27 protein-coding genes and 2 pseudogenes are annotated in these 23711 nt (G+C 68.6%); 19 read left to right on the forward strand and 10 right to left on the reverse strand.

Annotation, left to right across the window (positions count from 1 at the left end):
• Positions 1-17 precede the first annotated feature (17 nt).
• The gene (locus tag CSEG_RS01515; RefSeq protein WP_013077487.1) at positions 18-1685 is read left to right on the forward strand and encodes a putative bifunctional diguanylate cyclase/phosphodiesterase; all 1668 of its coding nucleotides are present in this window, start codon (positions 18-20) and stop codon (positions 1683-1685) included.
• A gap of 133 nt (positions 1686-1818) precedes the next feature.
• On the opposite strand, the gene CSEG_RS01520 is transcribed toward CSEG_RS01515, so the two are convergent.
• Positions 1819-2409: a YqgE/AlgH family protein gene (locus CSEG_RS01520; RefSeq protein WP_013077488.1), complete on the reverse strand. Its 591-nt coding sequence runs from the start codon at positions 2407-2409 to the stop codon at positions 1819-1821.
• 147 nt (positions 2410-2556) lie between these two features.
• Between CSEG_RS01520 and CSEG_RS01525 the strand changes: the two genes are divergently transcribed.
• Positions 2557-3039: a peroxiredoxin gene (locus CSEG_RS01525; RefSeq protein WP_013077489.1), complete on the forward strand. Its 483-nt coding sequence runs from the start codon at positions 2557-2559 to the stop codon at positions 3037-3039.
• 50 nt (positions 3040-3089) lie between these two features.
• On the opposite strand, the gene CSEG_RS01530 is transcribed toward CSEG_RS01525, so the two are convergent.
• Positions 3090-3512, reverse strand: coding sequence for a MarR family winged helix-turn-helix transcriptional regulator (locus CSEG_RS01530; protein WP_013077490.1), 423 nt, complete (start codon positions 3510-3512; stop codon positions 3090-3092).
• A gap of 144 nt (positions 3513-3656) precedes the next feature.
• Here CSEG_RS01530 and CSEG_RS01535 point away from each other — a divergent pair, with 144 nt between their 5' ends.
• Positions 3657-4628, forward strand: coding sequence for an alpha/beta fold hydrolase (locus CSEG_RS01535; RefSeq protein ID WP_013077491.1), 972 nt, complete (start codon positions 3657-3659; stop codon positions 4626-4628).
• A gap of 150 nt (positions 4629-4778) precedes the next feature.
• Here the strand turns inward: CSEG_RS01535 and CSEG_RS01540 are convergent, their stop codons facing one another.
• Entirely contained in the window at positions 4779-6536 is a 1758-nt protein-coding gene (locus tag CSEG_RS01540; RefSeq protein WP_013077492.1) for an acyl-CoA dehydrogenase, read from the reverse strand.
• 183 nt (positions 6537-6719) lie between these two features.
• On the opposite strand from CSEG_RS01540, the gene CSEG_RS01545 reads away from it, so the two are divergent.
• The 4 genes and pseudogenes from CSEG_RS01545 (at position 6720) to CSEG_RS01560 (ending at position 11084) form a co-directional block, all read left to right on the forward strand.
• A complete protein-coding gene (locus CSEG_RS01545) occupies positions 6720-7352 on the forward strand; it encodes a YceI family protein (protein WP_013077493.1) in 633 nt (210 codons plus the stop codon).
• Between the two features lie 83 nt (positions 7353-7435).
• On the forward strand, positions 7436-8740 hold the full coding sequence (locus CSEG_RS01550) for a YceI family protein (protein WP_013077494.1): 1305 nt from the start codon (positions 7436-7438) through the stop codon (positions 8738-8740).
• Positions 8671-9648 carry an L-threonylcarbamoyladenylate synthase gene (locus CSEG_RS01555; RefSeq protein WP_013077495.1) on the forward strand — a complete coding sequence of 326 codons (978 nt, stop codon included), beginning with the start codon at positions 8671-8673 and terminating at the stop codon, positions 9646-9648. The genes CSEG_RS01550 and CSEG_RS01555 overlap by 70 nt, the downstream gene beginning before the upstream one ends.
• 24 nt (positions 9649-9672) lie before the next feature.
• A pseudogene (locus tag CSEG_RS01560) lies at positions 9673-11084 on the forward strand (FAD-binding oxidoreductase).
• Here the strand turns inward: CSEG_RS01560 and CSEG_RS01565 are convergent.
• Genes CSEG_RS01565 through CSEG_RS01575 form a run of 3 tightly spaced genes read right to left on the reverse strand, consistent with a single transcriptional unit; the run spans position 11059 to position 12161 of the window.
• Complete coding sequence (locus tag CSEG_RS01565; protein WP_013077496.1) at positions 11059-11373, reverse strand: hypothetical protein; 315 nt, start codon at positions 11371-11373, stop codon at positions 11059-11061. The pseudogene CSEG_RS01560 and the gene CSEG_RS01565 sit on opposite strands and share 26 nt — an antisense overlap.
• A gap of 42 nt (positions 11374-11415) precedes the next feature.
• Positions 11416-11712, reverse strand: a complete 297-nt coding sequence (locus tag CSEG_RS01570) for a transcriptional regulator (RefSeq protein WP_013077497.1) — start codon at positions 11710-11712, stop codon at positions 11416-11418.
• Positions 11709-12161, reverse strand: a complete 453-nt coding sequence (locus tag CSEG_RS01575) for a hypothetical protein (protein WP_013077498.1) — start codon at positions 12159-12161, stop codon at positions 11709-11711. Before CSEG_RS01575 ends, CSEG_RS01570 begins: the two co-directional genes overlap by 4 nt.
• A gap of 132 nt (positions 12162-12293) precedes the next feature.
• Here CSEG_RS01575 and CSEG_RS01580 point away from each other — a divergent pair, with 132 nt between their 5' ends.
• The 5 genes from CSEG_RS01580 (at position 12294) to CSEG_RS01600 (ending at position 15912) form a co-directional block, all read left to right on the forward strand.
• Entirely contained in the window at positions 12294-12692 is a 399-nt protein-coding gene (locus tag CSEG_RS01580; protein ID WP_041538143.1) for a DUF1801 domain-containing protein, read from the forward strand.
• Between the two features lie 50 nt (positions 12693-12742).
• Positions 12743-13510, forward strand: a complete 768-nt coding sequence (gene yaaA / locus CSEG_RS01585) for a peroxide stress protein YaaA (RefSeq protein ID WP_013077500.1) — start codon at positions 12743-12745, stop codon at positions 13508-13510.
• Between the two features lie 96 nt (positions 13511-13606).
• Positions 13607-14404 (forward strand): 3-hydroxybutyrate dehydrogenase, encoded by a 798-nt coding sequence (locus tag CSEG_RS01590; RefSeq protein ID WP_013077501.1) that lies wholly within the window; start codon positions 13607-13609, stop codon positions 14402-14404.
• Positions 14405-14413: 9 nt separating this feature from the next.
• The gene (locus CSEG_RS01595) at positions 14414-15475 is read left to right on the forward strand and encodes a patatin-like phospholipase family protein (protein ID WP_013077502.1); all 1062 of its coding nucleotides are present in this window, start codon (positions 14414-14416) and stop codon (positions 15473-15475) included.
• On the forward strand, positions 15472-15912 hold the full coding sequence (locus CSEG_RS01600; protein ID WP_013077503.1) for an NUDIX hydrolase: 441 nt from the start codon (positions 15472-15474) through the stop codon (positions 15910-15912). Before CSEG_RS01595 ends, CSEG_RS01600 begins: the two co-directional genes overlap by 4 nt.
• Positions 15913-15928: 16 nt before the next feature.
• Here CSEG_RS01600 and CSEG_RS01605 read toward each other — a convergent pair whose 3' ends face one another.
• A complete protein-coding gene (locus tag CSEG_RS01605; protein ID WP_013077504.1) occupies positions 15929-16621 on the reverse strand; it encodes a LamG domain-containing protein in 693 nt (230 codons plus the stop codon).
• Between the two features lie 166 nt (positions 16622-16787).
• Here CSEG_RS01605 and CSEG_RS01610 point away from each other — a divergent pair, with 166 nt between their 5' ends.
• The 3 genes and pseudogenes from CSEG_RS01610 to CSEG_RS22395 all read left to right on the forward strand — a co-directional run bounded on the left by CSEG_RS01610 (position 16788) and on the right by CSEG_RS22395 (position 18670).
• Positions 16788-17549 carry a site-2 protease family protein gene (locus CSEG_RS01610; RefSeq protein ID WP_013077505.1) on the forward strand — a complete coding sequence of 254 codons (762 nt, stop codon included), beginning with the start codon at positions 16788-16790 and terminating at the stop codon, positions 17547-17549.
• 62 nt (positions 17550-17611) lie between these two features.
• Complete coding sequence (locus CSEG_RS01615; RefSeq protein WP_013077506.1) at positions 17612-18394, forward strand: SDR family NAD(P)-dependent oxidoreductase; 783 nt, start codon at positions 17612-17614, stop codon at positions 18392-18394.
• Between the two features lie 88 nt (positions 18395-18482).
• Positions 18483-18670, forward strand: a pseudogene (locus tag CSEG_RS22395) (hypothetical protein).
• Here CSEG_RS22395 and CSEG_RS01620 read toward each other — a convergent pair.
• Positions 18667-19155 carry a winged helix-turn-helix transcriptional regulator gene (locus CSEG_RS01620; protein WP_013077508.1) on the reverse strand — a complete coding sequence of 163 codons (489 nt, stop codon included), beginning with the start codon at positions 19153-19155 and terminating at the stop codon, positions 18667-18669. The pseudogene CSEG_RS22395 and the gene CSEG_RS01620 overlap by 4 nt on opposite strands.
• A gap of 85 nt (positions 19156-19240) precedes the next feature.
• Between CSEG_RS01620 and CSEG_RS01625 the strand changes: the two genes are divergently transcribed.
• Both CSEG_RS01625 and CSEG_RS01630 read left to right on the forward strand, forming a co-directional pair.
• Positions 19241-19894: a glutathione S-transferase family protein gene (locus CSEG_RS01625; RefSeq protein WP_013077509.1), complete on the forward strand. Its 654-nt coding sequence runs from the start codon at positions 19241-19243 to the stop codon at positions 19892-19894.
• Between the two features lie 66 nt (positions 19895-19960).
• On the forward strand, positions 19961-20926 hold the full coding sequence (locus CSEG_RS01630; protein ID WP_013077510.1) for an NAD(P)H-dependent flavin oxidoreductase: 966 nt from the start codon (positions 19961-19963) through the stop codon (positions 20924-20926).
• A 115-nt stretch (positions 20927-21041) separates the two neighbouring features.
• Here CSEG_RS01630 and CSEG_RS01635 read toward each other — a convergent pair whose 3' ends face one another.
• The gene (locus tag CSEG_RS01635; RefSeq protein ID WP_013077511.1) at positions 21042-21803 is read right to left on the reverse strand and encodes a Crp/Fnr family transcriptional regulator; all 762 of its coding nucleotides are present in this window, start codon (positions 21801-21803) and stop codon (positions 21042-21044) included.
• 68 nt (positions 21804-21871) lie between these two features.
• Positions 21872-22081 (reverse strand): hypothetical protein, encoded by a 210-nt coding sequence (locus CSEG_RS01640; protein WP_013077512.1) that lies wholly within the window; start codon positions 22079-22081, stop codon positions 21872-21874.
• Between the two features lie 178 nt (positions 22082-22259).
• On the opposite strand from CSEG_RS01640, the gene CSEG_RS01645 reads away from it, so the two are divergent.
• Positions 22260-22691 carry a TIGR02301 family protein gene (locus CSEG_RS01645; protein ID WP_013077513.1) on the forward strand — a complete coding sequence of 144 codons (432 nt, stop codon included), beginning with the start codon at positions 22260-22262 and terminating at the stop codon, positions 22689-22691.
• 31 nt (positions 22692-22722) lie between these two features.
• Positions 22723-23709, forward strand: coding sequence for an SPFH domain-containing protein (locus CSEG_RS01650; protein WP_013077514.1), 987 nt, complete (start codon positions 22723-22725; stop codon positions 23707-23709).
• The last annotated feature ends 2 nt before the right edge of the window (positions 23710-23711 follow it).

Consider the following 23711-nt stretch of genomic DNA (forward strand, 5'->3'; position numbering starts at 1 on the left):
GACACGGCGGGACGGGAATGTCTTTTCGGACAGGCGAGCGACGAATCTGGGACACGACCGCGACGCTCGAAGCGTTGGGCGGCGCCGACGTCGCTTTGTGGATCTGGGAGCCGGAATCCGACCGCCTCCGCCTGAACGGCGCGGCCCGCGCCCTGGGCCTTGGCCCGCTCGCCCCCGAATGCTCCTCCGCCGCCTTCCGCGCCCTGGCCCTGCCGCAGGACCGCGCCCAGGCCGAGGAAGTCCTCAAAGTCCGTGAACCCGGTCAGCCGGTCGTCGCCCGCTTCCGCGTGCGGGGCGGCGAGGTCTGCCTTTGGCGCGGCGTCTGGCTGGAGGAGGGCGTTCGCGCCGCCGGCGTGGTCGCCGCCGAAACCAAGTTCTCCGCGTCCGAGCGCTGCGACCTCACGGGTCTGCTGGACCGCCGTGGCTTCATCGCCCGCGCCCGCGAGCGCCTGGCCGAGCCGGGTCCCCACGAGCTGGTCGTGGCCGACCTGGACCGCCTGCGTCGCCTGAACGAGGCCCTGGGCCACGATCGCGCCGACCTCGTCCTGGCCGCCCTGGGCTCGCGCCTCGTCGCCGCCTTCCCTTCCGACGCCGTTCTGGGTCGCATCGGCGAGGACGAGTTCGCCGTGCTGTGCAAGCCCGACGGCTACGCGCCCGCCGAGATGCTGCGCGAGGCGCTGGAGCAGCCGCTGCGCATCGCCGGCTTCGACATCCATCCCACCCTGTCCGTCGGCGCCGTTTCGGCCGAGGGCGGGCTGGAGACCCCCGATCCGACCGAGCTGCTGCGCCGCGCCGAGCTGGCCGTCGAGGCCGCCGCCGCCGCCGGTCGTGGCGGCGCGGCCGCCTATGGCCGCTCGATGGAAACCGATGGCCTATCGCGCCTGGCGCTGGAGGCCGACCTGCGCGGCGCCATCGGCCGCGGCGAGATCATCCCGTACTTCCAGCCCGTCGTGCGCCTGTCGACCGGCGCGCTGTCGGGCTTCGAGGCCCTGGCCCGCTGGATCCACCCGCGCCGAGGCATGTTGCCGCCGGACGAGTTCCTGCCGCTGATCGAAGAGATGGGGCTGATGAGCGAGCTGGGCGCGCACATGATGCACGCCGCCGCCCGCCAGCTGTCGATCTGGCGCGCCTGCCACCCGGCGATGAGCGCCATGACCGTCAGCGTCAACCTGTCGACCGGCGAGATCGATCGCGCCGGCCTCGTGGACGACGTCGCCCAGACCCTGCGTGACAACAACCTGCCGCGCGGCGCCCTGAAGCTGGAAGTCACCGAAAGCGACATCATGCGCGATCCCGAGCGCGCGGCCACGGTCCTGAAGACCCTGCGCGAGGCGGGCGCGGGCTTGGCGCTCGACGATTTCGGCACAGGCTTCTCGTCGCTGTCGTACCTGACGCGGCTGCCGTTCGACACGCTGAAGATCGACCGCTACTTCGTGCGCACCATGGGCGCCAACGCCGGCTCGGCCAAGATCGTCCGCTCGGTCGTCAAGCTGGGCCAGGACCTCGATCTCGAGGTCGTGGCCGAGGGGGTCGAGAACGCCGAGATGGCCCGCGCCCTCCAGGGCCTGGGCTGCGACTACGGCCAGGGTTTCGGCTATGCGCCGGCCCTCTCGCCGCAGGAGGCCGAGGTCTATCTGAACGAGGCCTATGTCGACGGCGCCGCGCCGGTGAAGGCGCGGGGTTAAGCCGCCAGCGCAGCAGGCCCCCACCTGACCTGCTTCGCAGGTCGTCCGCCCCCAAGGGTGGCAGAAGGGGATTCTCGGACCTTCTTCCCCCTCCGGGGGAGGAGCGCGAAGCGCGGAGGGGGCGAGTGATCGTCTACGCCCGCCCCGCCTGCGCCGACAGGTGGTCGGCGCTGATCCCGAGCTTGGCCAGCGCCCGCGTCCACTTGTGCTCGTGGTCTTCGTCGAACAGCAGGCCTTCGTCGGCGTCGCAGATCAGCCAGATGTTGTCGCGCAACTCCTGCTCCAGCTGTCCGGGCCCCCACCCCGCGTAGCCCAGCGCCAGGATCGCCTTGCGCGGCCGCCGCATCGGGCTGGCCATGGCGTCGAGCACGTCGCGCGTGGCGGTCAGGCTGAGGCCCTCGGCGATCGGCAGAGACGAGTCCGGCGAGTGGAAGTCGTCGGTGTGGAGCACGAAGCCACGCTCGCGCTCGATCGGCCCGCCCAGCAGAACCAGGTCGCTCGGCGCCTGTATGTCGGACGTCACGCCCAGCCGCTCCAGCAGTTCGTAGACGGTCAGGCCCTCCACGGGACGGTTGACCGCCAGGCCCATGGCCTGCTCCTCGTCGTGAGCGCAGAGATAGAGCACGGCCCGCTCAAAGCGCGGGTCCTCGATGCCGGGCATCGCCACCAGAAGGCGTCCGGTCAGGAACTCGCCCTCGTCCTCGTCGTCGATCACGCTCGCCATGAAGAGAGCATTGGCCGTCCGTGTGACGCTTTCAAGTCGCGGCGCTCAGAATCCGCGCCGCGGGTTTCCTAAAACAGCGCCTTGGCGGCGAGGCGGCGCGGGGATATCTCCAAGCCTCCAGAACGCAACACCAGAGGAACACGGCCCATGGCGATCAAGGTTGGCGACACGCTGCCGGCGGCGACTTTCATGACCAGCACGGCCGAAGGGCCCGCGCCGATCAGCACCGACGACATCTTCAAGGGCAAGACCGTGGCGCTGTTCGCCGTCCCGGGCGCCTTCACCCCGACCTGCTCGGCCAAGCACCTGCCTGGCTTCAAAGATCACGCGGCCGACCTGAAGGCCAAGGGCGTCGACACGATCGCGTGCGTCTCGGTCAACGACGTCTTCGTCATGAAGGCCTGGGGCAAGGACCAGGGCATCGACGGCGAAGTGCTGCTGCTGGCCGACGGCAATGGCGACTTCACCCGCGCCATCGGCCTCGATTTCGACGGCAGCAAGTTCGGCATGGGCGCGCGCTCGCAGCGCTACTCGCTGATCGCCAAGGACAGCGTCGTCACCCAGCTGAACGTCGAGGAAGCCGGCCAGTTCAAGGTCTCGTCGGCCGAGTACCTGCTGGAGCAGCTGTAAGCTCTGTCTGACTTTCCTCCCTCGCCGCGCGAGGGAGGAGATCTTCCGGCCTAGTCGGCCGTCACGGCGTCGCGCAGGGCCTGCACCTGCTTGTTGAGGGCCTCCAGCGCCGCGCCCTCCATGCCCGAGCGTTCCATCAGCAGGTCGCCGAGGCACATCGAGCGTTCCAGCAGGTCGCGGCCGGCTTTCGTCATGTTCACCTCCACGCGCCGCTCGTCCTCGGCGCTGCGTCGCCGCTCGACCAGGCCCGCGGCCTCCAGCCGCTTGACCAGCGGCGTGATCGTGCTCGATTCCAGGTCCAGCCGCGCGGCGACGCCGCCGATGGTGGAGCCGTCGGCCTCGCCCAGCGCGTTCAGCACCAGATACTGCGGATAGGTCAGGCCAAGCGCGTCCAGCAACGGCTTGTAGGCCCGGGTGATGGCCATGCTGGTGGCGTAGAGGGTGAAGCAGATCTGCTGATCCAGCGGGCGCATCGGCGGCGTCTCCTTTTTGACAAACCCTCCTTACCACAAAAAATGATATCGCGATAAAGAAACTTCTGGGCAAGCTCTCGGATCGGGCTTAGCAATCTCATTGTCGCGATAACGATTATCGCAAACAGGAAATGAGGGATCATCATGAGCCAGTCGAACCAAGCTTCTCGCCGCGGTCTGATGACCGCTGGTCTGGGCCTTGCCGCTGCGGCCGCCGCCGCGCCGCTGGCCGTCCAGGCCGCTTCGCCCAAGGCCGCCGCCACGGCCGCCAAGCCTCGCGCCCAGAGCGGCTACGTCACCACCCAGGACGGCGTGCAAATCTTCTACAAGGACTGGGGTCCCAAGGCCGCGCAGCCGATCGTGTTCCACCACGGCTGGCCCTTGTCGTCGGACGACTGGGACGCCCAGATGATGTTCTTCCTGCTGAAGGGCTATCGGGTCGTCGCCCATGACCGTCGCGGTCACGGTCGCTCGACCCAGACCGACGCCGGCAACGAGATGGACACCTACGCCGCCGACGTCATCGCTCTGACGGATCACCTGGACCTGAAGAACGCCATCCACGTCGGCCACTCGACCGGTGGCGGCGAGGCCATCCACTACGCCGCCCGCGCCAAGCCGGGCCGCGTGGCCAAGGTCGTGCTGATCGGCGCGGTGCCGCCGATCATGCTGAAGACCGCCGCCAATCCGGGCGGTTTGCCGATCGAGGTCTTCGACGGCTTCCGCTCGGCCCTGCTGGCCAACCGCGCCCAGTTCTTCCGCGACGTGCCGGAAGGCCCGTTCTACGGTTTCAACCGTCCGGGCGCGAAGGTCAGCCAAGGCCTGATCGACAACTGGTGGCGCCAGGGCATGACGGGCGGGGCCAAGGCCCACTACGACTGCATCAAGGCCTTCTCGGAGACGGACTTCACGCCGGACCTGAAGAAGGTCGACGTCCCGGTCCTGATCATGCACGGGGAGGACGACCAGATCGTCCCGATCGCCGACAGCGCCCACCTGGCCATCAAGCTGGTCAAGAAGGGCACGCTGAAGACCTATCCGGGCCTGCCCCACGGCATGGCGTCCACCCACCCGGATATCATCAACGCCGACCTGCTGGCCTTCTTCAAGGCGTAGGGGGCGAGCCCGATCCACCGTCATCCCGCGCTTCATGCGCGGGACCCATGGTTCAGCTTCCACGTGCGAGCTTGAGCTTTCGCCGCACTTGCGGCGGACAAATGGGTCCCGCGAACAAGTCGCGGGATGACGGCTATCGTTCGGGTGAGGTTACGCCCCCAGAACCTCGGGCGTCATCGCCTCGAAATCCGCCGCCCCCAGCATCACCCCCGCCGCCGCGCCCGGGACTTGCGCCAGGACGCTCTCGGCGAACACGCGAGCCAGGGCGCGCTTGCTTTCAGCCCAGGCCGTGTCGGCCTCGCCGGCCGCCGCCAGGGCGCCCTTGGCCAGCATCCAGCCGCCGACCACGTCGCCCAGCAGCTTCAGATAGGCCGTGGCGCCGGACAGGGCGTCGGGCATGGCCTTGGCGCGGCGTTCGACCAGCCAGGCGGTGGCGCCGGCGGCGGCGTCCAGGGCGGCCTCCAGGCGCAGGCCGACGGCCTTCAGGTCGGAGCTCTTCAGGTCTTCGATGGTGTCGCGGATGTCGTCCATCAGGTCGGCGACCGCCTGGCCCTCGCCCAGCGACAGCTTGCGGCCGACCAGGTCGATGGCCTGGATGCCGTTGGTGCCCTCGTAGATCGGGGCGATGCGGGCGTCGCGATAGTGCTGGGCCGCGCCGGTCTCCTCGATGAAGCCCATGCCGCCGTGGATCTGCACGCCTTGCGAGGCCACCCAGACGCCGACGTCGGTCGACCAGGCCTTGGCGATGGGCGTGAGCAGCTCCTCGCGCAGCTTGGCGCTGGTCCGGGTCGTTTCGTCGGCCGCGGCGCGAGCCAGGTCGGCGGCGACGGCGGTCGACAGACAGATGCCGCGGGCGGCCTCGATGTGAGCCTTCATCAGCACCAGCGACCGGCGCACGTCCGGATGGTCGAACAGGCGCGAGGGATAGGCGCCGGTCCAGGCCGAGCGGCCCTGGGCGCGCTCCTGGCTGAAGGCCAGCGCCTGCTGGTAGGCGCGCTCGGCGATGGCGGTCCCCTGCGTCCCGACCTGCAGGCGCGCGGCGTTCATCATCGTGAACATGTTGGGCAGGCCCTGGCCCAGGCCCCCGACCAGCTCGGCCTTGGCGCCCTCGAACAGCATCACGCAGGTGGGCGAGCCGTGGATGCCGAGCTTGTGCTCCAGCCCGCCGACCCGCAGGCCGTTGGCTTCGCCAAGCTTGCCGTCGTCGCCGACCAGCACCTTGGGCGCCAGGAACAGCGAGACGCCCTTCACGCCGGGAGGGGCGTCGGGCGTGCGGGCCAGGACAAGGTGGACGATGTTGTCGGCCGCGTCGTGGTCGCCCCAGGTGATGTAGATCTTCTGGCCGGTGATCCGCCAGCCGCCCTCGCCGTCGGGCGTCGCCATCGTCGTCAGGGCCGCCAGGTCCGAGCCCGCCTGCGGCTCGGTCAGGTTCATCGTGCCTGTCCACTCGCCCGAGACCAGCTTGGGCAGGTACAGCGCCTTCTGGCGGTCCGAGCCGTGGTGATCCAGCGCTTCGATGGCGCCCAGGCTCAGCATCGGGCAGAGGCCAAAGGCCATGTTGGCGGCCTGGATCATTTCCAGCACCGCGACTTCCAGCGTCTTGGGCAGGCCTTGGCCGCCATGCTCGGGCGCGGCCGCGAGGCCCGCCCAGCCGCCTTCGGCGAACTGCTTGTAGGCGTCGGCGAAGCCCGGAGCGCAGCGGACGACGCCGTTCTCCAGCTTGGCGCCGACCATGTCGCCTTGACGGTTCAGCGGGGCCAGCACGTCGGCCGCGAAAGCGCCGGCCGCTTCCAGCACGGCCGCCACGGTGTCGGCGTCCGCCTCGGGGAAGGCGTCGGCCAGTCGGTCGAAGCCCGCCGCATGGCGCAGCGAGAAGGCGAGGTCACGAACGGGGGCGCGGAAGGTCATGGCCGACGAAGCTCCAGGTTATCGGCGTTTCTTTAGGCGCGTGGGCTCGCCGCGCAAAGCCGGCCACAGATTTGTTCGTCAGGTAACGATCTCGTGATCCGGGAGGCCTTCAAAGCTATGCTGGAGTGACTAAGTCGGGGGAACCGTAACTAGTTCTGTTCTAGTTCGAAGGAGATACTTCCGATGTTCCGTCCTTACGCCTATGCCGCCCTCGCGGCGACCCTGTTCGCCGCCCCGGCCGCCCTGGCCGCGCCGGGCGTCAGCTCCACCAAGCCCGCCGACCTCCCGGCCGGCCACTACGTGCTCGACAAGACCCACGCTTCGGTCGTGGCCAAGATCAAGCACATGGGGTTCTCGAACTATCAGTTCCGCTTCACCAAGGTCGACGCCAGCTTCGACTATGATCCCAAGGCTCCGCAGGACGCCAAGATCAAGGTGACCATCGATCCGGGCTCGATCGACACCTCGACCGGCGCCGACGAGTTCGGCCTGAAGTTCAACAAGGAACTGGCCGGCGACGGCTGGCTGGAAGCCAACAAGTTCCCGACCGCCACCTTCGTCTCGACCAAGGTCGAGCCGGGCGCGGGCCAGACCGGCAAGGTCTATGGCGACTTCACCCTGCACGGCGTGACCAAGCCGATCGTGCTGGACGTCACCTTCAACGGCGTCGGCTCGGGCTTCGCGCCCGGCAGCGTCAAGACCGGCTTCTCGGCCTCGACCACCATCAAGCGTTCGGAATTCGGCGTCAGCAAGTACGTGCCGCTGGTCGGCGACGACGTCGCGCTGAACATCGAAGTCGAGTTCGACAAGAAGTAAGCTTTGGGCGCATCGCGCGGTCCCCCGGATCGCGCGATGCGCTTTTCCCTTCTCTGTCTGGCTTTGTCTGTCTGGAGTAACCGATGGCCGCGACCCGCACGCGCTACACGACGGTGGCGATTGTCCTTCACTGGCTGATCGCCGCGACCATCATCTTCCAGATCATAGTCGGCTGGCGCATGGGCGACGGGCCGAAGGGCTCGCCGACGACCTTCGCGCTGTTCCAGCTGCACAAGTCCATCGGCTTCACGATCCTGCTGCTCAGCCTGGCGCGCCTGGCCTGGCGGATCTTCAACCGCACGCCGGCGCCGCCCGTCCATCAGCCGCGCTGGGAGCAGATCGCCTCCAAGATCGTGCACGTCGGTTTCTACGTGATCATGATCGGCCTGCCGCTGACCGGCTGGATCCTGGTCTCGACCAGCCGCGTGGTCGTGCCGACTCTGTGGTGGGGCGTGATCCCGTGGCCGCACCTGCCGGGCTTGCCCGAGCTGGCCGCCGGTCCCAAGCACGTCTGGCACGAGATCGGCGAGATCGGTCACGGTGTGCTGGTCAAGCTGATCTATCTGCTGCTGGCCCTGCACCTGGGCGCGGTGGCCAAGCACCAGATCCTCGACAAGGACGAGGTGTTCCAGAACATGGTCCCGGGCGCCAAGCCCGGCCTGAAGGAGCCCCGCGCCTGGCTCGTCGCGGCGGTCGTCGCGGCCGTGGTCGCCGCCGGCTACCTGTTCACCCCGACGCTCAAGACCGCCAAGCCGATCACGACTCCGCCCCCGGCCGCCGAAGCCGCGGCGCCGGCCGAGCCCGCCGCGCCGGCGCCGACCGAGCAGGTCGCCCCGGCCGCCGCCGCCCAGCCTGAGGCCGTCGCCGCCGAACCCGAGTCCGCCTTGAATGACCCCGTCGCCTGGGCCGTCCAGAAGGGCGCGAGCCTGACCTTCTCGGCCGTTTGGTCGGGCAGCCCGATCGAGGGCCGCTTCAACCGCTGGACCGCCGACATCCTGTTTTCGCCCGAGGCGCTGGACCGCTCGAAGCTGAGCGTCAGCGTCGACATGGCCTCGGCCGTCACCGGCGACGATCAGCGCGACCAGAGCCTGCCCAGCGGCGACTTCTTCGACACCGCCGCCCATCCCAAGGCGACCTTCACGGCCAGCAAGTTCCGCAAGACGGGCGAGGGCCAGTACGTCGCCGACGGAACCCTGGACCTGCGCGGCGTGAAAAAGCCGCTCAGCCTGCCGTTTTCCTTGAAGATCGTCGGCGACACGGCGACCGCGCGCGGTGTAACCACCCTCGACCGGACCACGTTCGGGGTTGGACAGGGCGAATGGGCGTCAACGGATCAGATCGCGGCCAAGGTGAAGGTCAGCTTCTCGCTGACCGCCAAGCGGAAATAGAGGCCGCGGCCAGCGCCCTGCGCGCCGGCGGTCTCGTCATCCTGCCGACCGAGACCGTCTATGGCCTGGGCGCCGACGCGGCCAATCCGACGGCGGTGGCGGCGATCTTCGAGGCCAAGGGCCGGCCGCGCTTCAACCCGCTGATCGCCCATGTCGCCGACCTCGAGACCGCCGAGCGGATCGCCGACTTCGATCACCGCGCCCGCGACCTAGCCCGCGAATTCTGGCCAGGACCGCTGACCATCGTCGCCCCGATCAAGGACGCCTCGGTCGTGTGCGATTTAGCCCGCGCGGGGCTCGACACCGTGGCCATCCGCGTGCCGGGCCATCCCGTCTCCCGCGCCGTGCTGGCCGCGTTCGGTGGCGCGGTCGTCGCGCCTTCGGCCAATCGTTCCGGGCGGCCCAGCCCCACCACCTACGCCGACGCCATGGCCGAGACCGGCGACAAGGCCGCGGCCGCCCTCGACGGCGGTCCCTGCGCCGTGGGGCTGGAATCGACGGTCGTCTCGGTGCTCGACGGCCAGGCCCGGCTGCTACGGCCCGGCGCGGTGACCCGTGTCCAGCTGCAACAGATCGTCGGCCCCCTGGCCGAGGCCGACGATGACGCCAAGCGCTCGCCCGGACGCCTCGCCCTCCACTACGCTCCCGACGCGCCGGTGCGGATCAACGCCAAGGCGCCCAAGCCGGGCGAGGCCTTCCTGGCCTTCGGCGGCGGCGCCAGCGGGGAGGGGGTGTTCAACCTCAGCCCCACCGGCGATCTCGCCGAGGCGGCGTCGAACCTGTTTTCCTATCTCCGCGCCGCCGACCGCACCCATCCCTCCGCCATCGCCGTCGCCCCGATCCCCGAAGAGGGGTTGGGCGAGGCGATCAACGACCGGCTGCGCCGCGCGGCCGGCTTCATCGGCTGACCATTCCAGCGTAGGATCAGGACCATGACCAAGCCCGTTCCCGCCGATATCGTCTCCCGCCTCAAGGCCGTGCTCGGCGAGGGCGGCTGGAGCCAGGATCCGGACGTGATCGGGCCGATGCTGGTCGAATGGCGCGGTCGCTGGAAGGGCGAGACGCCGCTGCTGGTCACCCCGCGCACGACCGCCGAGGTCGCGGCCGTGATCGGCATCTGCGCGGCCGAGGGCGTGGCGATCACGCCCCAGGGCGGCAACACCGGCCTCGTCGCCGGCCAGATCCCGCATGGGGAGATCCTGCTGTCGACCCGCAAGCTGACCGCCGTCCGCGACGTCGATCCGATCGATGACGTCATGGTGCTGGAGGCGGGGGTCACGCTCTACGAAGCCCACCAGCAGGCCGCCAAGGTCGGCCGGCGCTTCACGGTTGGCGTCGCGTCCGAAGGCTCGTGCACGATCGGCGGGCTGATCTCGACCAACGCCGGCGGCACGGCCGTCCTACGCTACGGCATGATGCGCGAGCAGGTGCTGGGGATCGAGGCGGTGCTGCCCACAACGGCGAGATCTGGAATGGTCTGAAGCGCCTGCGCAAGGACAACACAGGTTACGACCTCAAGCAGCTCCTGATCGGCGCCGAGGGCACGCTGGGCGTGGTCACCGCCGCCAGCCTGAAAATTCAAGCGCCGCTGGCCTCGCGGGCCGTGGCGATCGTGGGGTTGGGCTCGCCCGCCGACGCCATTCAGCTCCTAGCGCGCGCCAAGGAGGAGACGGGCGGCTCGATCGAGGCGTTCGAGCTGATGGGCCTGCTGGGTTTCGCCCTGACCATCCGCAACGTGCCCGGCCTGCGCGATCCGCTGCCGACCGAGCATCCCTGGTATGTCCTGATCGAGATCGCCAGCGGCGAGCCCGGCGCGGCCGAGGCGGCGCTGGAGCGGCTGCTGACCGGCGCCCTGGAGAGCGGCCTGATCGCCGACGCCGCGGTCGCCCAGACCGAGACGCAAGAGAAGGCCTTCTGGCACATCCGCGAAGGCCACTCCGCCGGCCAGAAGCCGGAAGGCGCGGTGTGGAAGCATGACGTTTCGGTGCCGGTCTCGAAGATCCCCGACTTCATCGCCCGCGCCGACGCGGCGATCGAGCAGGCCTTTCCGGGCACGCGGATCATCGCCTTCGGCCATGTCGGCGACGGCAATGTCCACTACGACGTGCTCAAGCCCGTCGGCGCCGATGACGACGCTCACGACGTCCAGCGGGAGACCGGCGCCAAGATCGTCCACGACATCGCCGCCAGCTTCTCCGGTTCGATCAGCGCCGAGCACGGCCTGGGCGCGATGAAGACGGCCGAGGCGCTGACCTACAAGGACCCGATCGAGGTCGCGGCCCTGCGGGCGATCCGCCTGGCGCTGGACCCCAAGCGGATCATGAACCCGCGGGTGCTGTTCTAGCCGCGCGCTTCCTCGCCCGCAGGAACAGCACGAGCATCACCGCGAAGGCGCCCGCGGGGACCGTGGCCCTGTAGAAGCCCGGCTGCGAGCCCGGCAGCAGGTTGATCGCCCACGGGATGAAGCCCCAGCGGCCGGTCGTCTGCTCCATCCAGAACGCCCCGACCCCGACAAAGCACATCACCGCCCAAACGGGACGGAACTTCAGGCCTCGGTCGCGCAGCACGAAGAACAGCGCGACGAACATCGGGATCGGCCAGGCGAGGGCGGCGGCGAGGCCAAGGGTTTGCATGCCTGGCTGGTTAGCCTCGCCGCGCTTCCAGGTCGAGGTGTTTCACGCCTCCGGCACCCCCGCCATCATCGCCTTGAGGGCCGCGAGATGGCCTTTCAGGGCTTCGCGCCCGGGCTTCGACAGCGATAGCCAGGTGCGTTGGCGGCCCTCGGAAGCGGCCTTCCTGACCTTGACGTAGCCGGCCTCCTCCAAGGTTTTGACGTGCTTGGAGAGGACCGACTCCGAGACGTCCAGCGCCTCGCGCACCGTGGCGAAGTCGATGGTGTCCACGGCCGCCAGCATGCAGCACATCTGCAGGCGGTTGGGGGCGTGGATCACCGGATCGAGCTCGCCGCTCACAGCGGACGCCCGTCGCGCAGGTCGGCGCGGAACGCCGCTTCCCAGACGAAGCCGCCGATGGTGACTATCACGGCGATCAGCCCGGCGAACACGAAGGGCGCGAGGGCTTCCTTGCGCATGTGGAACAGCCAGGCCGACAGCAGCATCAGGCCGGTCGAGATCGTCGCCAGGCCCACGGAAATCCAGCGGGTTCTCCCGGCGCGATAGCCGCTGACCCAAAGCCCCGTCCGCTTGATGTAGGCGCGGACCAGCAGGACCAGGCCGGCGATGAACACGCCGTAGTAGACAAGCATGTACGGCACGGGCGCGGCCTGGACCGCGCAAAGCCCGCCCATCAGCAGGCCCAGCGCCGGGTGATACCAAACCGGCGCCTTGGCGCGCTGGGCCAAGTCGGCGTTGGCGGCGTCAACCTCGGCCAACATCCGCAGGGCGTCTTCATCTCGGGTCATGGCGACCTCCTCACTTTCCAATGTGGAAAGCTATAACGCCTTACTTTCCGAGCTGGCAAGTGAAAACTTTCCACCATGGAAAGTGACGGGCTTCGGACTCGACAGCCGATCCCGCCGGATCAATCTGTCCGCATGAGCCGGCTCTTCAGGTTCTCCAGCGCGATGTCACGCCACCCCGACGTCGAGGCCTGGCTCGGCGGGCCCGACCCGCTGCGCGCCGTCGTGCGGCCGTGGTTCGAAGCCATCCGCGCGTTGGGCCCCGATATTCGCGAACTGCCGCACGACGGCCATCCGACGGCCTGCGTCGAGGACGCGGCCTTCGCCTATGTCGACGCCTTCAGCGCCCACGCCAGCATTGGATTCTACGAAGGCGCGTCTCTGCCGGATCCGGCCGGTCTGCTCGAGGGCGGCGGCAAGCGGATGCGGCACGTGAAGCTGCGCTGGGGGGCGCCTGCGAACGAGGCGGCGCTGCGGGATTTGATCGGCGCGGCCTACGCCGACATGCGCGCGCGGGTCGACGCGGGGGAATAGTCGCGTGGCCTAGCTAGCGAAGCCCGGTCGAAGCCTTTATCTCCCGGGCCATGTTGATGGTCATTTCCCCCGCCAAGTCGCTGGACTTCACCGCGCCCGCCCAGGCGCTGCCCATGACGACGCCTGAGCTGAAGGCCCAGATCGGCGAGCTGGCCAAGGTCACGCGCAAGCTGACCGCCGCCGACCTCAAGCGCCTGATGCATATCTCCGACGCCCTGGCCAAGCTGAACCGCGAGCGGTTCCAGGCCTTCGACGCCGAGCTGGAAGATGGCCTGCAGGCGATCATCGCCTTCAACGGCGACGTCTATGCGGGTCTGGCCGCGCGCGAGCTGGATCGGCCGGCCCTGGAGTGGGCGCACGACCACCTGCGGATCCTGTCGGGCCTCTACGGCGTGCTGCGCCCGTTCGACGCCCTGCAGCCCTATCGCCTGGAGATGGGCACGCGGCTGAAGACCAAACGCGGCCATAACCTCTACGACTACTGGGGCGAGACGATCTCGAAGACGCTGAACGCCGCGGCCGACGGCCACGCCGATCCGACCCTGGTGAACCTAGCCAGCCAGGAATATTTCGGCGCCGTCGACGCCAAGGCCCTGAAGCTTCCGGTGGTCACCTGCCACTTCAAGGAAGAGAAGCACGGCGAGCTGCGCGTTCTGGGCTTCTTCGCCAAGAAGGCGCGCGGGCGCATGGCGCGCTACGTCATCGACAACCGTATCGACCGCGCCGAGGGCCTGAAAGGCTTCGACCTGGACGGTTACCGCTTCCAGCCGTCGCTCTCGACCGAGGCCGACTGGGTTTTCGCTCGCCCGCAGCCGTAAATTCATCTATCGATGAATTTATAAGCGCTCGCCCTTCGCGGGAGCGAGCGATATGTTGCGCCGCAACATCGTTGGGCGTCATCCAGGAGCGCGTGAATGGCCGTCGATTTCGGTTTGCAGGGGCAGGTCGCCATCGTCACCGGCTCGACCAGCGGCATCGGGCACGCCCTGGCCGCCGCGCTCGCCGCCCAGGGCTGCAACATCGTCATGAACGGCCTGGGCGAAATGAACGCCATCGAGCGGGCCCGTTCGGAGATGGCCGAGAAGCACGGCGTCGAGGTGCTGTATCACGGCGCCGACATGACCAAGCCGATCGAGATCGCCGACATGGTCAAGGCCGCCAAGGCCGAGTTCGGCGAGCTGGACATCCTGGTCAACAATGCCGGCGTCCAGCACGTGGCGCCGATCGAGGACTTTCCGGACGACAAGTGGGACCTGATCATCGCGATCAACCTGTCCTCGGCCTTCCACGCCACCAAGGCGGCGGTGCCGATCATGAAGGAGCAGGGGCGCGGGCGGATCGTCAACATCGCCTCGGCCCACGCGCTGGTCGCCTCGCCGTTCAAGTCGGCCTATGTCGCGGCCAAGCACGGGATCATGGGCCTGACCAAGACGGTCGCCCTCGAGGTCGCCACCCACGGCATCACCTGCAACGCCATCTGCCCGGGCTTTGTGAAGACCCCGCTGGTCGAGGCCCAGATCACCGACCAGGCCAAGGCCCGCGGCATTTCCGAGGATGCGGTGATGAAGGACGTGATCCTGGCCGCCCAGCCGACCAAGCAGTTCGTCACCTTCGAGCAACTGGCCGGCATGCTGCTGTACCTGGTGTCGGACGCCGGGGCCTCGGCCAACGGCGCGGCTTTCCAGGTCGACGGCGGCTGGGTGGCGCAATAGGGTCGGCGGGTGCCCATCCCGCCCTTCACCCGCAAGAAGCCGACCGGCCGCGCGCTGAGCCTGGCGCTGCAGGGCGGCGGCGCGCATGGGGCCTTCGAGTGGGGCGTGCTGGATCGCCTGCTCGAGGAAGAGGATCTCGAGATCCGGGCCGTCACCGCCGCGTCGGCCGGCGCCATGAACGCGGTCTGTCTGGCCCAGGGCATGATCGACGACGGCAAGGCCGGGGCCAAGGCGCGGCTCGACTCCTTCTGGCGCCAGGTCAACCGCTCGGGCGGCCGCAACGTCTTCGGCGACACCTCGATCTGGACCAGCGCCTTTTCCGGCGGCGTCGATTGGTGGAAGAACACGCCGGGCTGGCGGATGGCCGAGACCCTGGCCCTGTCGTTCAGCCCCTACGAGTTCAACCCCTTCAATCTCAATCCCCTGCACGACCTGCTGGAGGCCGAGGTCCAGTTCGATCAGCTGCGCGAGCGCTCGCCGATCAAGCTCTACATCTCGGCCACGGCGATCCGCACCAGCAAGTCCAAGATCTTCCGCGAGACTGAGCTGACCTCGCGCCACATCATGGCCAGCGCCTGTCTGCCCCAGCTGTTCCAGGCGGTGGAGATCGACGGCGAGCCCTACTGGGATGGCGGCTTCCTGGCCAATCCGCCGCTGTGGCCGCTGTTCTACGACGACACGCCCGACGACATCCTGATCATCACGCTCAACCCTTTCGTCCGGGACGAGACGCCCAAGTCGCCGGGCGAGATCATGGACCGACTGAACGAGATCACCTTCAACGCCTCGCTGGCCTCGGAGCTGCGGGCCATCGGGTTTGTCCAGAAGCTGCTGGACGAGGGCCTTCTCAAGGACACCGCCCGAGGCCGCTACCGGCGGATGCTGGTTCACGCCATCACCGCCGACAAGCCGCTGGCGGATCTCTCGCTCTCGACCAAGTTCAATACCGAATGGAGCTTTCTGTCCGACCTGAAGGAACGCGGGCGGGCCGCCGCGGACGCCTGGCTGACCGACTGCGGGACCTGCATCGGCGTGAAGTCCAGCATCGACCTGAAGGTTGGCTTCCCGTGACCCCCCATCCGGTGCCCACGGTCGGGGTTGTCTGTCTGCGCGGCGACGAGGTGCTGTTGATCAAGCGCGGCACGCCGCCGCGTCTGAACCAGTGGAGTCTGCCGGGCGGGCGGCTGGAGTGGGGCGAGACCACGGCCGTCGCGGCCCTGCGTGAACTGAAGGAGGAGACCGGTGTCGAGGCCGAACTCCTCGGACTGGTCGACGTGATCGACGGGGTGTTCCCCGCGCGCCCCTCTGTCGATGGAAAAGGGGGCGGCGAGATCACCCGCCACTACGTCCTGATCGACTACGCCGCCCGTTGGAGCGCCGGCGAGCCCTTGGCCGGCGACGACGCGGCCGATGCGCGCTTCGTGTCTCGCGACGAAGCCATGGCCTTGGTGGAGTGGGATGAGACGCGGCGGGTGATCACCGAGGCTTACGAGCGTTTCGGGGTCTAGCGCCTCTCCGCCCCGTCTAGGACGTGACCCGCGCGCCGCTGAAATGGGCCAGCGTGCCGGGGCCGATCCAGAGCGCCACGGCGCCCTTGGCGTCGGCGCCGTGCTTGAGGTCGCCGACGATCAGGGTCGGCTGCTCGGCGCCGTCGACATGGAGTTGGGCCTTGGAGCCCTTGACCACGATCCGCACGTGCGTCCATCGGCCAGGCACGAGATCGACATAGGTCTCGTACTTGGCCGGCGCCTCGGCGCGCAGCCGCTCCCAGGTATGGTCGGGGTGAGAGATATATTGGACGGCGTGGTTGCGGCGTAGCTGGTCGTCGGCGCGGCCGTTGGTCGGGCGTAGATAGATGGCCTCCAACCTGTCCTCGTCTCGCACCCGGAAGGCCACGCCCACGAAGCCCCGCGCCGTGGCGCTGGCCGTGGCGCTCGGGGCTCCGCTGATCCACGCTTCGATGACGCCATCGCCGAAGGCGGGCGTGTCCAGAACCACCAGTCGGTCGAGCCCGGGGGCGTTCTCCAGCGCCAGGGCGCGCAGGGCGGGACGGCCCTCGTACGCCGTCCGCGCCGTCTCGACGCCAATGGCCCGGATCGCTTCGGCCTCCAGTCCCGTCCCAACGGCGCTCCGCGGCGCGGCCAGGGCGCTGGCCGAGACCATCGTCAACGCGGCGCCGCCCATCACGGATCGACGAGTTTGAGCATTGTCGGACATTGGAGACCCTTCATGGCGGAAGGGCATCAACTTCACAGTGGCATGGCCGGATCAAGGCCGAGCTTCGCCGGTTCTGGATGCCCCAGACACATGGTCTTCGAGGTGGAATCGCGCCGGGTTCGTCGCGGCGCTTGCGCTGGCGCTTCAATCCCCCGACATCTCTTCCATGACCCTGATCGAAGCCCCGGCGCCCCGATTCTCCATCAGCCCCAACGCGCTGATCCTGCTGGCCGCCTGTGTCGGCCTCGGCTGGGCCGTCGCCGCCGCGATACCGCCCGTGGGCGTCATCACCTTCGCCTTCGTCGCGGCCGCCTGGGTGTTCAGCGTCGGCGTCCATGAGTTCGGCCACGCGCTGACGGCCTACAAGGCCGGCGACACGACGATCATCGAGAAGGGCTACCTGACCCTCGATCCGCTGAAATATTCCGACCTCGCGACAACCGTCGTCATCCCGCTGATCGCGTTGGCGCTGGGCGGAATCGGTTTTCCGGGCGGGGCGGTCTATCTGCGCGAGGACCTGATGCGCTCGCGGGGCTGGCGCTCGCTGGCGTCGCTGGCTGGGCCGCTGGGGACGCTGGTCGTCCTGGTCGTGCTGGCCCTGGCCCTGCCGATCGTGACGTCGCCGCCGCTGCGCCACGCGCTGGCTCTGCTGGCCTTCCTGCAGGCCACGGCCTTCGTGCTGAACCTGCTGCCGGTCCCGGGGCTCGACGGCTACGGCGTGATCCGGCCGTTCCTGCCCGACGGCGTCCGCGCGAAGATGATCAAGGTCGAGCGGGTCGGGTTCCTGGTGCTGTTCGCCCTGATCTTCTTCGTGCCCGGCGTCAGCGACCTGATCTTCAAGGCCGCCCTGACGATCACCGACCTGTTGGGCGTGCCGAGGACGGCGATTGGCGACGGCTGGCGCACCTTCCACTTTTGGGGGTCTTGACCTTCGGCGCCTGATCGCCTCCCCTTCAAACAAGCGTTCAAGATAACAAGGGGAGGGCCGCCATGGCCTACGCGCCGTTCAACCTGTCGGGCAAGGTCGCCCTCGTCACCGGCGGCAATCGCGGCATCGGCCTCGGCATGGCCAAGGCGATGGCGCAGGCCGGCGCGGACATCGTCATCTGGGGCTCCAATCCCGAGCGCAACCTCGCCGCCGAGCAGCAGCTGACCTCGCTGGGCGTGCGCGTGAAGGCCCAGACCGTCGACGTCTCCGACGAGGTCCAGGTCGCCGAGGGCATGGAAGAGGCCGTGGCCGCCATGGGCCGGGTCGACTCCGTCTTCGCCAACGCCGGCATCGGCTACGGTTCGCCCTCGTTCGTCGAGATGAAGACCGAGGTCTATCGCAAGGTGCTGTCGGTCAATCTGGACGGCGTCTTCTTCACCCTGCGCGAGGCCTGCCGCCATATGGTCGAGCGGGCCAAGGCCGGGGATCCGGGCGGCTCGCTGGTCGGCATCGCCTCGCTGGCCGCCATCGAGGGCGCGGCTCGCAACGAGGCCTACGCCGCCACCAAGGGCGCGGTGATCTCGATGATCAAGTCGGTGGCCGTCGAGCACGCCCGCTACGGCGTCCGCGCCAACGCCATCCTGCCGGGCTGGATCGCCACCGACATGACGGCGGGCGCCCAGGGCAACTCGGCCTTCGCCGAGAAGGTCATCCCGCGCGTGCCGGCCCGTCGCTGGGGCGAGCCAGAGGACTTCGGCGGCATGGCCGTTTACCTGGCCTCGGACGCGTCGAGCTATCACTCGGGCACGACCATCGTCATCGACGGCGGATACTCGATCTTCTAAGGTCTCGTTTCTTGGACTCTTGAGTCCAATAAAACCCTATTGAAAACAGGGCCTTGCGGAACGCGCGCGACGGTGGGAAGCTTCGCGCGTGGCAGCCCGGACATCAGATCTGGGCGCCGACGAGGAAACGAGAGAACGATGACGCCCCAAGACGTTGTCAGCCTGGCGCCGCCGCGCGGCTTCTTGATGATGTTGGCCCTGGCCTTCACGGGCATGATGGCCTGCTTCTGGACGCATCACGCGGACGTCGAGACCGAGCTGGCTCGCCGCGACTAAGCCTTGGCCAAGGCCTTCTCGAAAGCCGCCTGAAGTTCGGCGCTCACCGCGCGCGCGGGCTGAGGCGCGCCAAGATGGATGGCGCGCAGCTCGTCCATGAAGGCTTCCCACATCACGGGACCCCCGGCCTCCAGAAGTTCCGCGCGGATCGCCAGCTCCGGCGTGGTCGGCGTATGGCGTCGGCCCCAGGCGCCCATCTGGGCCAGCAGGGGCACCAGCTGGATCGAAGGCTCGGTCAGGCTGTAGACGCCCTTCTGCTTGTGGCTGGGGTCGTCGACGCGCGACAGCAGGCCGTTGGCCAGCAGCCGCTTCAGCCGATCGGCCAGCACGTTCGAGGCGATGCCTTCCTCCGACTGGTTCAGCAGCTCGCGGTAGTGCCGGCGCCCGCCGAACATCACATCGCGCAGGACGATCAGGCTCCAGCGATCGCCCAGCAGTTCGAGCGTCAGATTGATCGGGCAGCCGGATCTGTGGGGGTGGGACATCGTCGCTCCGACAAACTGGTTGCGATGTAGGAGCAGTGTGGCTAATCATCAACCACTTGCAAACTGCAACCAGATTGAGGCGACCGTGGCCCTGATCCTCTACGCGCATCCCTTCTCGTCCTACTGCCAGAAGGTGCAGATCGCGTTCTATGAGAACGCCGTACCCTTCACCTACCGGCTGCTCGGTCCGGAAGACCCCGCCGCGATGGAGGAGCGCCAGGCCCTGTGGCCGCTGGGGCGCTTTCCGGTCGTCGTGGATGACGGCGTCACGGTGGTGGAGTCGAGCATCATCATCGAGCACCTGCAGCTGTTTCACCCCGGGCCGGTGAAGCTGCTGCCGGAGGATCCCAGGGCGGCGCTGAAGGTGCGCTTCCTGGATCGCTTCTTCGACAACTACGTGATGACGCCCATGCAGGTCCCGGTGTTCGAGTCCCTCCGACCCGACGGCGGGCGTCCGGAGGCGATGGCCGAGGCGGCTGTCGCCCTCGACACCGCCTACCAGTGGCTGGAAGACCATCTGACCGGCCCGTGGGCGGCGGGCGATGATTTCACCCTGGCCGACTGCGCCGCCGCAGCGTCGCTGTTCTACGCCGACTGGGTGCGGCCGATCGGCGAGGCCTTCCCGAAGGTCCGGGCCTACCGCGCCCGTCTGCTGGCCAGGCCCTCGATCAGCCGCTGCGTGGAGGAGGGGAGACCCTATCGGCATTTCTTCCCCCTGGGCGCGCCCGACCGCGACTGACCTCGCGGCACGCTTGCGGCGGGTTCGACGCCCTCCGATCCTGCCGCGAACACGGGAGGACGGGTCATGGGTCTGCGCACGCCGCTCTGCGATCTTCTGCATATCGAGCATCCGATCCTGCTGGCCGGCATGGGCGGGGTGTCCTACGCGCCGCTGGCGGCCGCCGTGTCCAGCGCAGGCGGCTATGGCGTGCTGGGCATGGCCGGAACCTCGCCGGACTTCATCCGCGACCAGATGCGCCAAGTCAAAAGCCTGACCGACAAGCCGTTCGGCGTCGACCTGTTGGCCGCCACGCCCGACGCCCTGACCGCCAGCGTCGAGGTGATCATCGAGGAAGGCGCCAGTTCCTTCGTCGCGGGCCTGGGCGTCCCGACCCCGATCATCGAGAAGCTCAAGGCCGCCGGCCTGAAGGTCATGGTCGTCTGCGGGGCCGTGAAGCACGCCGTGAAGGCCGAGGGCGCCGGTTGCGACGCCGTGATCTGCCAGGGCGGGGAGGGCGGTGGTCACACGGGCCTGGTCGGCACGCTGCCCTTGGTCGCCCAGGCCGTCGAGGCGGTGAAGATCCCGGTCGTCGCGGCCGGCGGGCTGCATGACGGGCGGGGTCTGGCGGCGGCGCTGGCCCTGGGCGCCCAGGGCGTTTGGATGGGCACGCGGTTCATCGCCTCGGCCGAGGCCCACGCCGGCGACCTCTATCGCCAGGCCGTGATCGCGGCGACCGACGAGGACACGGTCCGCACTCGCTGCTATTCCGGCAAGCCGATGCGGGTGAAGAAGAACGCTTACGTCGATGACTGGGAGGCGCGGCCGGCCGACATCCAGCCGTTCCCGCAGCAGGCCATGGTCTCGATCCGCGAGGGCGCGATGGGCGGCATCGGCGGCCAGATCGAGGGGCTGGACCTCGACAAGTCCTGCTTCGCCATGGGCCAGAGCGCGGGCGGGATCCACGATGCGCCGCCGGCGGGCGAGATCGTCGCGCGGCTGATGACCGAGGCCGAGGCGGCGCTGGCGCGGGCCAACGCCTTCCGGACCTGAAATCCTCCCCTATGGGGGAGGCGGCCGAAGGCCGGAGAGGGGGAGTCATGCTCACCTTGCCGCTTCCCCCTCCGCCGTCTCTTCGAGCCGACACCTCCCCGCTCGGGGAGGATTTCTAGTCGATATCCACCTTCGGCAGCACCTTCCTGAAGTGCCCCTCGATGGCGTCGTGGCACTCGCAGGCGCGCTTCTCGAGGGCGGAACGGTCGAGGATCTCGATGCGGCCCCGGCCGATATGGATCACGCCCGCGTCCTGCAGCGTTCTGGCCACCGCGCTGATCGTCGTCCGCTGCACGCCCAGCATGTGGGCCAGGGTCTCCTGGGTCAGGCGGATCGGCGCGTCGCCCGCGCGGTCATGGGCGGCCAGAAGCCAGCGACAGACTCGCTGCTCGATCGGATGCACGGCGTTGCAGGCGACGGTCTGCATCATTTGAGCGATCAGGACGTCGGCATAGCGTGAGAAGAGGTCGGCCACCGCCGGAACGCGCGCCTTGATCTCCTCCAGGCGCTGCACCGGCAGGGTGAAGGCGCGGCCCGCCGTACGGACCACCGTCCGGCCATAGGCGGGCTTGAAGCCGGCGCTGACCACGCCGCCGATCGCGCCTTCGCGGCCGACGTTGGCGGCCTCGATCTCCTGGCCGTCGGCGGTGACGACCAGCAGCGAGCACAGGGTCGTGTCGCACGGCAGGTAGGTGTGTTCGACGTCCTCACCGGCGTCGAGCAGCACGGCGTCCTGCGGGAGGTCGACCAGCATCAGATAGGGCGAAAGCTCCGCCAAGGCCTCCGGCCTCAGGGCGGCCAGCAGACGATTGGAAGAGAACGGCGGAGCGTCGTCGCTCGCGCCGCCCCCGTGAGAAAGACGGGCGGCAGCTGACATGGAAACCTCCGTGACGATGCTTAAGCGCACAGCTAACGGCTTAGTTTCCGAAGAGGCTTGATAACGCTCTAGCTAAGCACCGTCGGACGCCGAAGCATCCAGTCGTCTTCCTGCTCGTGCATGACGACGGGCAAGCCCAATCCCGCGGGATGCTCGGCCAGGCGAAGCGCGGCGGCGCGGGCCGCGTCGCGCGTCTCGTAAGCGCCAAAGCGCAGGTTGTCGCCGATGATCGACCAGCGATCGCCGACGCGAACAACGCCGTAATGCACCTCAGTCATGGCTAGACCTCCTTGCAATATCCACAGGGAACGCCTGATTAACGGCGACCGCAAGTCCTTTATCGCTCAAGGTTTTCTGACACCGGTGGACTCTTTATCCCCAGGGTGGCGAAGTTTTGTCCGCGTGCGGGCGAGGGGCGGGTGACAAGTCGGCCGTTTGTTGGCCATAACCTTCGCCATGTTCCGCTTGTTCATTTACGGGATCATCGCCGCCGCCGCCCTGGCCGGAGGCCCCGCCTCGGCGCAGGATCGCCCGGCCGACCAGCGCCAGCGCCTGCTGGAGCTGGCCTACGCCTTGGGCGAGAGCCACGCCCTGCGCCAGGCCTGCGAAGGCGAGGGCGACCAGTACTGGCGCGCGCGGATGATGCGCCTTGTCCAGGTCGAGCGGCCTGGCCCGACCCTGGAGACCCAGCTGCGCGAGCGGTTCAACGCCGGCTTCGTCGCCCTGCGCGGCCAGTATCCCGCTTGCGACGAGGCCAGCCGCAAGGCCGAGGCGCAGGCCGCCCGCCACGGCCAGGCGCTGGCGTTGAAGCTCTCGCAATCGACGATCCAGGTCCGTCGGGAGGCCCCGGCGCCGGATTCCGTGGCGGAGGGCGAAGCGGCGCGCTAACCTCAACCAGAAGGTTGTGGAGGAGAGCGTCTTGGGCGTCTCGATAGTTGTTCTGATCCTGCTGGTCCTGGCGTTCGTCCTGGTGGCCAGCGTGATCAAGATCGTGCCCCAGGGGCGCGAATTCACCGTGGAGCGGTTCGGCCGCTACACCCGGACCCTGAAGCCCGGCATCAGCATCCTCACCCCCTTCGTCGAGACGATCGGGCGCAAGGTCAACATGATGGAGCAGGTGCTCGACGTCCCGCAGCAGGAGGTCATCACCAAGGACAACGTGTCGGTGAAGGTCGACGCGATCGTCTTCATCCAGGTCATGGACGCCGCCGCGGCCGCCTATCGCGTCGACAACCTGATCTACGCCATCACCCAGCTGGCCCAGACCAACCTGCGCACGGTCGTCGGCTCGATGGAGCTGGACGAGGTGCTGTCGCAGCGCGACGCGATCAACACCCGCCTGCTGTCGACCATCGACCACGCCACGGGCCCGTGGGGCGTCAAGGTCGCGCGGATCGAGATCAAGGACCTGACCCCGCCGCCGGACATCACCAACGCCATGGCCCGCCAGATGAAGGCCGAGCGCGAGAAGCGCGCGGTGATCACCGAGGCGGAAGGCGAAAAGCAGTCCCAGATCGCCCGCGCCGAGGGTCAGAAGCAATCGGCCATCCTGCAGGCCGAGGGCCGCCGCGAGGCCGCCTTCCGCGACGCCGAGGCTCGCGAGCGCGAGGCCGAGGCCGAGGCCAAGGCGACGGCCTTCGTGTCCGAGGCGATTTCGAAGGGCGACGTCAACGCGATCAACTACTTCATCGCCCAGAAGTACGTCGAAGCCTTCGGCGAGCTGGCGCGCAGCCCGCAGCAGAAGACGGTGATCGTGCCCGCGGACTTCGCGGGCCTGACCGGGACCGTCGCGGGGGTGAGCGAGCTGATCAAGAGCCTGGGCGCCGACGCGCCGCGGCCCGGCCCGGCGCCGCGCCCGACGCCGGGCGCCACCAGCACGCCGACCGGCGGCAAACGGGGAGCCTGAGC

Origin of the sequence: Caulobacter segnis ATCC 21756 (genome assembly GCF_000092285.1) — a bacterium.
Classification (GTDB): Bacteria; Pseudomonadota; Alphaproteobacteria; order Caulobacterales; family Caulobacteraceae; genus Caulobacter; species Caulobacter segnis.